The sequence below is a fragment of the Paraclostridium sp. genome, assembly GCF_051657365.1.
Taxonomy (GTDB): domain Bacteria; phylum Bacillota; class Clostridia; order Peptostreptococcales; family Peptostreptococcaceae; genus Paraclostridium.
Genome location: NZ_JBOFKN010000076.1, coordinates 1 through 10,188, shown reverse-complemented (window position 1 = coordinate 10,188; position 10,188 = coordinate 1). Strand labels below are relative to the sequence as shown.

10 protein-coding genes are annotated in these 10,188 nt (G+C 27.1%); 3 read left to right on the top strand and 7 right to left on the bottom strand.

The features are described 5' to 3' along the window. The first annotated feature begins 6 nt into the window (after positions 1-6). Positions 7-798 carry an AI-2E family transporter gene (locus ACRCYC_RS05340; RefSeq protein WP_438618071.1) on the top strand — a complete coding sequence of 264 codons (792 nt, stop codon included), beginning with the start codon at positions 7-9 and terminating at the stop codon, positions 796-798. A 96-nt stretch (positions 799-894) separates the two neighbouring features. Here ACRCYC_RS05340 and ACRCYC_RS05335 read toward each other — a convergent pair whose 3' ends face one another. The 5 genes from ACRCYC_RS05335 to ACRCYC_RS05315 all read right to left on the bottom strand — a co-directional run bounded on the left by ACRCYC_RS05335 (position 895) and on the right by ACRCYC_RS05315 (position 5,949). Next, positions 895-1,506, bottom strand: a complete 612-nt coding sequence (locus ACRCYC_RS05335) for a hypothetical protein (protein ID WP_438618070.1) — start codon at positions 1,504-1,506, stop codon at positions 895-897. A gap of 122 nt (positions 1,507-1,628) precedes the next feature. Next, the gene (locus ACRCYC_RS05330; protein ID WP_438618069.1) at positions 1,629-2,999 is read right to left on the bottom strand and encodes an MATE family efflux transporter; all 1,371 of its coding nucleotides are present in this window, start codon (positions 2,997-2,999) and stop codon (positions 1,629-1,631) included. A 13-nt stretch (positions 3,000-3,012) separates the two neighbouring features. Then, positions 3,013-3,432: a MarR family winged helix-turn-helix transcriptional regulator gene (locus tag ACRCYC_RS05325; protein ID WP_438618068.1), complete on the bottom strand. Its 420-nt coding sequence runs from the start codon at positions 3,430-3,432 to the stop codon at positions 3,013-3,015. A 144-nt stretch (positions 3,433-3,576) separates the two neighbouring features. Beyond that, positions 3,577-5,268, bottom strand: coding sequence for a hypothetical protein (locus ACRCYC_RS05320; protein ID WP_438618067.1), 1,692 nt, complete (start codon positions 5,266-5,268; stop codon positions 3,577-3,579). A 117-nt stretch (positions 5,269-5,385) separates the two neighbouring features. After that, a complete protein-coding gene (locus tag ACRCYC_RS05315) occupies positions 5,386-5,949 on the bottom strand; it encodes a hypothetical protein (RefSeq protein ID WP_438618066.1) in 564 nt (187 codons plus the stop codon). Positions 5,950-6,333: 384 nt separating this feature from the next. Between ACRCYC_RS05315 and ACRCYC_RS05310 the strand changes: the two genes are divergently transcribed. Then, a complete protein-coding gene (locus ACRCYC_RS05310) occupies positions 6,334-6,507 on the top strand; it encodes a hypothetical protein (RefSeq protein ID WP_438618065.1) in 174 nt (57 codons plus the stop codon). 13 nt (positions 6,508-6,520) lie between these two features. On the opposite strand, the gene ACRCYC_RS05305 is transcribed toward ACRCYC_RS05310, so the two are convergent. Then, on the bottom strand, positions 6,521-7,075 hold the full coding sequence (locus tag ACRCYC_RS05305; RefSeq protein WP_438618064.1) for a TVP38/TMEM64 family protein: 555 nt from the start codon (positions 7,073-7,075) through the stop codon (positions 6,521-6,523). 508 nt (positions 7,076-7,583) lie between these two features. Beyond that, positions 7,584-8,972, bottom strand: a complete 1,389-nt coding sequence (locus ACRCYC_RS05300; RefSeq protein ID WP_438618063.1) for a cation:dicarboxylate symporter family transporter — start codon at positions 8,970-8,972, stop codon at positions 7,584-7,586. A gap of 286 nt (positions 8,973-9,258) precedes the next feature. On the opposite strand from ACRCYC_RS05300, the gene ACRCYC_RS05295 reads away from it, so the two are divergent. Next, a complete protein-coding gene (locus tag ACRCYC_RS05295; RefSeq protein WP_438618062.1) occupies positions 9,259-10,119 on the top strand; it encodes a YitT family protein in 861 nt (286 codons plus the stop codon). The last annotated feature ends 69 nt before the right edge of the window (positions 10,120-10,188 follow it).

The window sequence follows — 10,188 nt, the reverse complement described above, 5'->3', positions numbered from 1 at the left end:
AATACTATTATAATAGAAATTCCTAATTCTATAAATAATATAGATATGTTTTTAAATAAATATTTATCTAATGTATCTGTACTTGATAATATAATACCTATATTACAAAAAAATTTAGATTCTATATTAAACAATATCGTCAATATATTAAGTAATATTTCATCTGATCTTTTCATTTATATTCTTAGTATAACGTCTTTATTTTTTAACTTATTAATGGGATTTATATTATCAATATATATACTCTATGACAAAGAACATATAATTTTAAGTTTTAAAAAATTGCTATATGCATTGGTTTCAAAGAAGAGAGCACTTGAAATAATTGAGTTTTTTAATATTTCTAATAAAATTTTTTACCATTATATAATAGGACAATTAATCAACTCAATTATAATAGGTATACTTGCTTTTATAGGTTTTAAATTTATTATACATATAAAAAGCAGTTTATTTTTATCTTTTATAGTATCTATAACTAATATGATTCCTTATTTCGGTCCTTTTATAGGCGCAGTATTGCCTATACTTATGACTTTAGTTTATAGTCCTATAAAATCACTTTGGGTAGCTTTTTTTATACTTATACTTCAACAAATTGATGGAAATATACTAGGCCCTAAGATTATGGGTGATTGTGTAGGTCTTAGTCCACTTTGGATAATCTGTGCAGTATTAATAGGTGGGTCATTATTTGGATTTATAGGTGTGTTTTTATCAGTTCCTATAGCCGCTATTATTAAAATTTATATAGATAAGTATATAGACAAAAATTCAAATACAAAAGATTCTGAATAATCCATCAAGACTTTTTCCAAAATATAAATAAGAATCGAATAAATTTTATCCGATTCTTATTTTTACACGCTTTAATCCATTTTTGACTTGTTTTATTTATAAATATTTTGTTAAATTATCCAAACTCATATCTACTACACTTATATTTTTGCCTATAGATCTTAATTTTTCTTCATTAATTGATTTTTCTTGTGTAATTATTAGTACTCCCGGTATTTCAAAAAAAGGTATAGTTGAATTAACAACTTTATAAGGCAGATTTTTATATTTACTAGATTTCAAGATATCACTTAATTTAATATCTATTAACTTTTGTTTTAACTCCTTATCTTTATTTATATATTCAATATATATATCATATTTATCTTTATCTATAGTTATATTTCTGTAAAATCTTTTTATTTCATATCCTGAAGATTCCATCTTAAGTGCAATTTCTGAGCCTATTATTACTTTCAATAATTCTTTACCTTTATAAATTTTGCCACCATTTAAATAATATATTCCAGAACTATCTTTATACTCTCCATAAGCTATATTACATGGATATTTTTTCAAAGTAAATTCACGACACATCTTCCTTAATGTTTTTTTGTAAGGAGATTTGACTATTTTTCTTTTTTTTGAAAAAAATTTGTTAAATTGTTGTTCTGTAGCGCACCTTACTTGGCTCATTAAAACTAGTATCTCCTTTTCCATACCTAGCATTATTTTATTCTCCTTGATGTATATTATAGCAAGTCTTAATTTCATTATATTAAATTCATGCAATAAAATTTACACTTTACAATAAAAAAAAGCATAGACATTTTGCCTATACTTTTTCTATTTTATATAATTGCTTCTTCTTTTCTACTTTCAGCCTTTTTATAACTACTTACTTCTTTATATAATATAATTGCAGTTATAAATGTAGCTAGAAAATCTGCTACTGGCTGTGCATACCAAACTCCATTTAATCCAAATATTTTTGGTAATATAACTATCATTGGAATTAATAATATAACCTGTCTAAGCAAACTAAGTATCATAGCAATCTTAGCTTTACCTATTGATTGAATATAATTTGATCCAGTTATTGATATTCCTATTATAGGAAGCATTAACAGATATATTTTAGCTCCATTTACGGACATACTCATAAGTTTTGGATCTCTATTAAACATTCCTACCATAATATCTGGAATAGTCTGTATTAAAATCCATCCTGTAGTCAAAATAACTGTCGCGACTATTGCAGATAGCTTAAAAGCTTTATTAGCTCTATCATATTTCCCAGCTCCAAAGTTAAATCCAATTATAGGCTGAGCACCTTGATTAAGCCCAAATATAGGCATTAAAAATATCATGGATATTGATGATACAGTAGCCATAGCACCTATAGCTAAATCTCCACCATATGTTTTTAATGCATTATTTGAAATTACTTGAACTAAACTTGTTGCTAATTGCATAGAAAATGGTGCCGATCCTATTGCAAATATTATTTTAACTAAATGATTATCTAATTTCAAACTAGTTTTTTCAAACTTCAAATTAGATCTACCTTTAATATAGTAGCTAAGACCCCATATAGCAGTTACAGCTTGAGCTATAACCGTTGCTATTGCTGCCCCTTGTATCCCTAAGTTAAATCCAAAAATTAATATAGCATCCAAAATAACATTTGTTATGCATCCAACAATCATAATAATAGCTGATAATTTAGGATTACCGTCACCTCTAATAGTAGTATTTAGGGTATATCCTAACATACTAAATATCGTTCCACCTAAAATTATATATATAAAATCTTTTGCATATTGCATTGTTGAGTCACTAGCTCCAAAAGCTCTAAGTATAGGCTCACAAAATAAAATTCCTATAAAAGTTATTATAAGTCCTATAACTATTGATAAAGTTATACTATTTCCTATAATTTTTTCTGCCTCTTCTCTTTTTCCTTGGCCTAATTTTATAGATATGTTCGTAGTAGCTCCAATCCCTATAAGCATCGAGAAAGCTAATATTATAGTCATAATAGGTAAACATATACCCACTCCTGTTATAGCAAGTGGCCCTGCTCCTGGTATATTACCTATAAAAATTCTATCTACTACATTATAAAGTGCATTTACCATCATTCCTATAATTGCTGGTACCGAATACTTTAATAAAAGTCTGGGTATTGATTCGTTTCCTAATATTTGTTCATTTTCCATATTTATTCCTCCTCTACATTGTCATACATATTTTATTTAGAAGATATAAAATTGTTTCGCTTTCTTTTTCATCTAAATTGGATGTTATTTTATTTTCCCAATTTTTCATAATAGCACACACATTATTTTTCATATTTTTACCTTTATCAGTTAAACATACCTTATATGCTCTCTTATCAATTTCATCTTTTCTTCTTATTATAAACTCTGCATCTTCTAATTTTTTCAAAGCCCTAGCAGTTGTTCCTTTATCTATATTTAACACCTCAGCAAGATCTTCTTGACTTCTACCATCCCCCCTATAAAGTTCTAGTAAAAACATAACTTGCCCTGATCCTATCCCTAATACATTAAGTTCTTTCGATATAAAAATATTTCCCTTTCTATGTATTTGAGATATGTATCTTCCAATATATTTACCTTCTTTTTTCATAATAAAAATCCCCCTATCCTTAGATAGAATACTAATTTAGTTGTCATTGCAACTAAATTAGTATACAATATTTTAGTTGTTATTGCAACTATTTTTGCTTAAAATATAAAAAGTCGCATAAACATGCGACTTTTTATATTACACTTATTCTTTTTTAGTATCATCTTGAATGTTTTCTTCTACCTTTACTTCATCTTTTTGGGGTTCTTCTTTAACCTTTTGGTCCATGCTAGTATTATCAAATTCTATAATATCTATTGATCCCTTTTCACCCTTTTCATAAGAAATTTTCACATTGTCTCCTTCTTTACTTAAAGGAACTTCATTTGAAACTTTTGATGATACTACAAAAATAGAATCATCAGCTGTGTCTATTGTAAAGTAATATGATGTATTCCCATCTATTACATCAGCATTTATTCTTTTTATTAATCCTGTTTTTGTTTCTTTTGTATCATCATTTTCAATTTGTACATTATTACCTTTTGATTTAAGTTGCTCTCTATAACTTCTTAAAGCTTCTTCTTTAGTATCTCCAATTCCAACTATATTAAAATCTTCTACTGATACAAACGCAACCATCTTCACTAATCCAGCTTTATCTTTTAATGACATTACATATGTAGGTTTCCCTAATATATTATACATCACAGGGAAAGTAGCTTCATAGTTCTTCTCTTGAACTTTACCTGTTGCAGATACCATAGCTGCAGTTTCTGTAGCTCCTGGTTGTTTATATAATTTAGCTTCTTTAGTTCTAGTATCTACTAACATAAACCCTATAGTAGAGTCATCTGCTCCTGCTGAAGTTATTCCTGTATACCAGTACGATTTACCATCATCTCCATATACTAAAGAAGTTCCTTCAGTTGCTACTAAAACACCTTTTTCAGATATGACTGCATTTAAAAATCCATCAACATACGTTCCCCAATCATTGATCTGATCTGTTATAAACTCTTGAGGTTGTATTCTATCTATCCATTTTGGAGCATTTTTTATGTCATAACTTTTAACTGCTCCTGTTTGAGTATCTACAGTTGCAATCCCAATAGCATTTTTACCTTCATATCCTACAGCATTTTCATATAATGTAACTACCCAATATGGTTTTCCTCCATCATCTATTTCTAATGTAAAATCCGTCATTCCTACATTTGCATATCCTTTTAAATACATGTGTCTTTTCAAATCTTGATGTAAATATGCATCTGGTTGATAAACTATCTTTATAGGTTTTCCATCAACATCTTGTACTAATTGTACATCTTGTGGATTACTAGCTGATACCATAACATATCCTGTCGTTCCACTCATATTAGTAAACCATTTTATTATATCTCTATGTACTAATGGTGCTACCCAGTATAATTCTCCATCTATACTTTGTATATGAAACTTTCCTAATTTGGATACACTTCCTATAGCAGGAACTTCTCCTAATTTTTTATCACCTAATTTCATTGCCATGTCTTCATCAACTAACCTTATGTCATTAACACTTACAGGACTAACATCTTTCGCAAAATTACTCCCCTTAACTTCACCTAATAAATTTCTATATGCTTTTGAGTGTAGTATAGGTGATGATGTTATAAAAGGAACAACAATCATATAAGCTATTAATGCTACCGCTATAGTAAAATTAGTTTTCGCTATCCTAGATGTCTTTTCCCCCCTATCAAACATCATGTCCAATACACCTGCTACTACAAAGAATATAACTGATGTTGAAAATAAAGACGTAAAATCTAGTCTAAGTACAGGTAATTGTATTATTGCATATATGATTACAACTATTAATGCAGTACCGTATATCTGTATGAATTTTTTCATTTAATACCCCTTCCTAATTTTTAAAATATTTGTAATATTTGTTAATATTAATTATATCCATTTTTTGCAAAAAAATAAATACCCCTTAATATTATAAAGAGTATTTTTGTTATTTTTTTACACACTACTTAAACTATATTCAAATATTTTTTCTTTTTCTCTATATGCACTTAGTAATCCTTCATATTCTAAATTCAAATCTTTATGATTAAAAAAATCATTTGGCCTTATTGCATATGATGGTGTATCAAATAAGTTTATGCCACTTTCTTCTAACATATCTGCTACAAAGTGAGAACATACATATTTATATTCAGCTTCTCTAGGCTTATTTCTAGACAAGTATATAAGTGCTAAAACATCATAATCATATTTATCTCTGTTCTCACTTACATTTAATATATTTTTATATAAATTATTATATTGTTCATTAGTTACATACAAAGAGTATACCCTACATCTTGTATTTGTTTTTATAGCATATAATCCTTCATTAATATTTTCTTCTACGAATCCTGCAAATAAAGGTGTTTTAGGATTTAATCTCCCAAAAGAATACATAGGTCTTAAATCTTTATTAAGAGCTATTGATACATGTGCATAAGGAGTTTTACTTATACTTTTTATTAAGTAAGAAAGAGCAGTTCCCGTATATGTTGTTATTATATATATCTTCTGCATTTTTTAACCCCCAATATTTTACCTTATAATTAATTTATGATAACTATTCTATTTTATCATCATTTAACCCAAACTTCAAATGTTGTTTTTATTACAATTTAATTTTTTAAAGTTATTTTTTATAAAACTTTCTTTTTTTTCAATTTTATGTCAAAATCATTAATTCAACATTTTTATTTAATGTTTTTTTAAATTTGCCTATTTTCTAAATTTACTTTTATTTTTTAACTTTGCTTTTTAAAGACTTTGTCTAAAGTTGTCTCAAATTAAATATTATTTAATATAATATAGTATATTTTAAATTTACGAATTATTTTCATTATTATATTAAATAATATTTAATATAACTTTACTTTTTTAACTAATATTTAGGAGGTATATAATATGAAGCTTAATCAAGAGCAATTGATATTAAAAAGAGATAATAGATGCATAGAATGTGGGTGTAAACTAAACGGACTATCCTATTCTACAGATTTTGAAATAAATTCTAGTGTTAGCAACTTTAAATCCGATTTATGTCCTCATTGCCTATCAAAAAAAATAGACTATACTTAAGTATAGTCTTATTTTAATTATTAATTCTTTTATTTATTTTATTTCCTAATATCCAAAATATTACTACTAACACTAATAAAGATGCTACTTTTATAGGCTCTTTTATAAAATTTTCTATATCGTTACCTATATAACTTATAACTAAAAACATTATAAATTTTCCCAATACCATTCCAGGTATAAAATTTTTTGCCTTCATCTGACTTATTCCAGCTGTTATAGTTATTAAAAAATCTGGAATAAAAGGACATAGATAAGTTACAAATATCATAGTAAAACCTTGTTTTTTAACCCATTCTTTAAATTTTTCTATTTTATCATTATTAATTTTTTCTAAAAACTTAGAATTTGAAAATTTTTTAAAAACAAAAAATAATGCAATAGATCCTATTGTTGATCCTACCCATGATACAAAAAAACCTAACCATATCCCAAGAACAAAGGCATTAGCTCCAACTATTGCAACAAGTGGTAATGCAGGTATAAATGTTTCAACTATTATTATTGCAAATCCTACGAAAGCTACTAATAGTTTATATTCTTGTAAGTTGTATATTATCTGCTCCATTATTAGCACCTACCTAGTTATAATTTAAGCTCATAATTATTTAGTTTTTGTTTTTTCCTATCTATAAACGAATTTAACTTATCCTTGTTTATATAATAAATTCATTTTTAACTGTTTTATTGATTCTGTTTTTACCTATTTTGTTACTTAAATTTATTTTACCCAACTTAACATTATCTATTTTTATATTTTTTCCATATTATAATTAAATACTTATCTGTTTTTTGATCATAAATATATTTTATTCATATATTATTATGCTCAATACGTATATATCTATTAACAAAAAAACTTTGTCCATAATTATGAACAAAGTTTTATATTTTTTAAAATTTTCAATTTAAAACTCATATTAAATATAAATATTTACAAATAGAAGAAGCCCTCATCTATTAAAATAGATAAGAGCCCCTCAAAATAAATTATTATTATTATTTAACGGTAATCACATTATACCAAATTTTTTTAATAATATGCAAGTATAATTTTTTAATTTTTTAGATTCAACTTAAACATTTTTTGAATTAAAGGTTTCTTTATCCAACTTTCCTAATGAATTTCCTACTGCTATAGATGCTGTAGTAGCTCCATTTACATTTATCATAGTTCTTCCCATATCAAGTATAGGATCTATTGCAAGTATTCCGCCTGCTAGTGGGAAATATGATCCCAGTCCTACACCTGAAACAACTACCGACACAGCCATTGTTGCAGTACCAGGAAGTCCAGCTATTCCTAACGAAGATATAGTTATAACTACTAATAACATAACATAAAAACTTATATCTTTATCTACACCAGCCATATTAGCTATAGTTATAGCCATTAAAGCAGGATATATACCCGCACAACCATTCATACCCATATTAGCACCTAAACTTGCTGTAAAACTTGACACTCCTTCATCTACCCCTTGGTTCTTGACAAGTGATTCTATAGTTACAGGAAGTGTTCCTAAGCTAGAACGAGAAGTAAATGCTAATAATAAAGGTTCTGCAGCATTTTTTATATAAGTTATTGGATTTAATCCATTCAAACTTATTATTATCAAATGAACAACAAATAATATAGCTGTTGCTACATATAGTGCAACTACAAATTCAACAACAGATATCATAGAAGATATTCCTCTTGCAGTTATAGTATTTGCAAGTAATGCTACTACTGCATACGGCATAAATTTTATAACTGTCATAGCTACACTTACAATTATTTTGTAGAATGCTTCTACTAAATCTATAAATGGTTTTACAACATCCATATATTTTTTCTTCATTCTATTTGTTGCAAGTCCTAAAAATGTTGCAAATATTATTATAGCAACTATGTTTCCTTCAGCCATAGCACCAACAGGATTGGCAGGTAACAATCCTCTTAATGTATCTACTAGAGGTGTTATTTCTCTCATTTCTGGAGCTTCTATTCCTACTATTTCCGCTCCTACACCAAGTTGCATTACATTTCCAACTACAATTCCTATAATAGCTGCTAAAGCTGTAGTTCCAAGCAACATACCTAATGATCTAAATGTTAATGCTTGTAAGTTATCTCCTTCTTTCATATTAATTATAACTCTGATAATTGATACAAATACCATAGGTACTACTAACATTTTTAACAAATCCATAAATCCATATCCAAATAATCCATACCACTTAGTTACCTCTTGTAACCAAACAATCGATTCTGGATTTTCTGGAAGACCTGCTACTACTTGAATTATCACTCCTAATAAAAGTCCTATTATTGTTGCATAAATCGTTCTAGTTGAGAACTTAACTTTCTTTTTTTCAAATTGTTTTACTATAAAAAATGTAAATAATAGAACTCCTATAAAAAGTATTGTTTTAATGTCTGTTACCATTAAAAATTGTGATAAAAACGAACTTTCTCCCATCCTTTTGCCCTCCAAGATGTATAATATTATAATTGCTAAACTAGTTATTTATTTAACTAACTCCCCTTCGCATCCTTATATTATAATATTAATTTGCATATGTCAACATTTTCCTATTCATTTTTTTGTATTTTTGCAAAATACTCCATATTTTGTATTTTCAGTATTCATAAATTATTTATAATAATTTAAACATTACCAATAAAGAAAAGCATATTCCCAAATATGCTATATATTTGTTATACTATACCTTATGGAATTATAATAACAATTTGAGAGGTGTTATATGAAGGAAAAGGGTTTTAAAGGTTTTTTATTTGAATCTATAGGTTTAATCCTAGGATGTATTTTTATGAGTGTGGGGATAAATATGTTTCTTAAGCCATATACTATAGCTCCAGGAGGACTTAGTGGTTTATCTATGGTTATAGGAAAACTAACAGGATTACCAATGTCTATAGTCATGTTAGGAATAGGTATTCCTCTTATAGTTTTTTCAGTTAAAATTTTAGGAATAAAAGATTCAATCAAAACGTTAGTTGGAATGAGCATATTTTCTGCTATATTAAGTATTACATCGCCATTATCTAATGCTCATGTAACTGAAGATGTTTTATTATGTGCTATTTCTGGTGCACTTTGCTTAGGGATAGGACTTGGTATAATACTTAAAATGGATGCTTCTACTGGAGGTACAGATCTTATAGCACTTATGCTAAATAAAGTTTTTCCAAGCGTTCCTTTATCTAAATTCATGGTTATGCTAGATGGAATGGTTGTTATATCTGCCGGTTTAGCTAGTGGTAATTTAGAAACTGCACTTTATTCAGGAGTCGCACTTTATATAATCGTTAAATTAGTAGATGCCATAGTTTCTGATTTTAATTATTCTAAAGCATTTATGATTATATCTAACGAGCCTGATATATTAAGAGATGGAATTACTAGAGAAGTAAAAAGGGGCGTTACATTCCTTCAAGGTAAGGGTGGTTATACAAACGAAGAAAAAAATGTTTTATTAGTTGTAGTTTCAAAAAATGAAGAAGTTCACTTAAAAAAAGTTATCAAAGGTATAGATCCTTCAGCTTTCATAATAGTAAGTGATGTTCATGAAGTTTTAGGAGAAGGTTTCAAAGCTATAGCTTAATAAAAAAATATATTGAAAAAGGAGATAAAACTATATAGTTTTATCTCCTTTTTCAATATATTTTTTTAA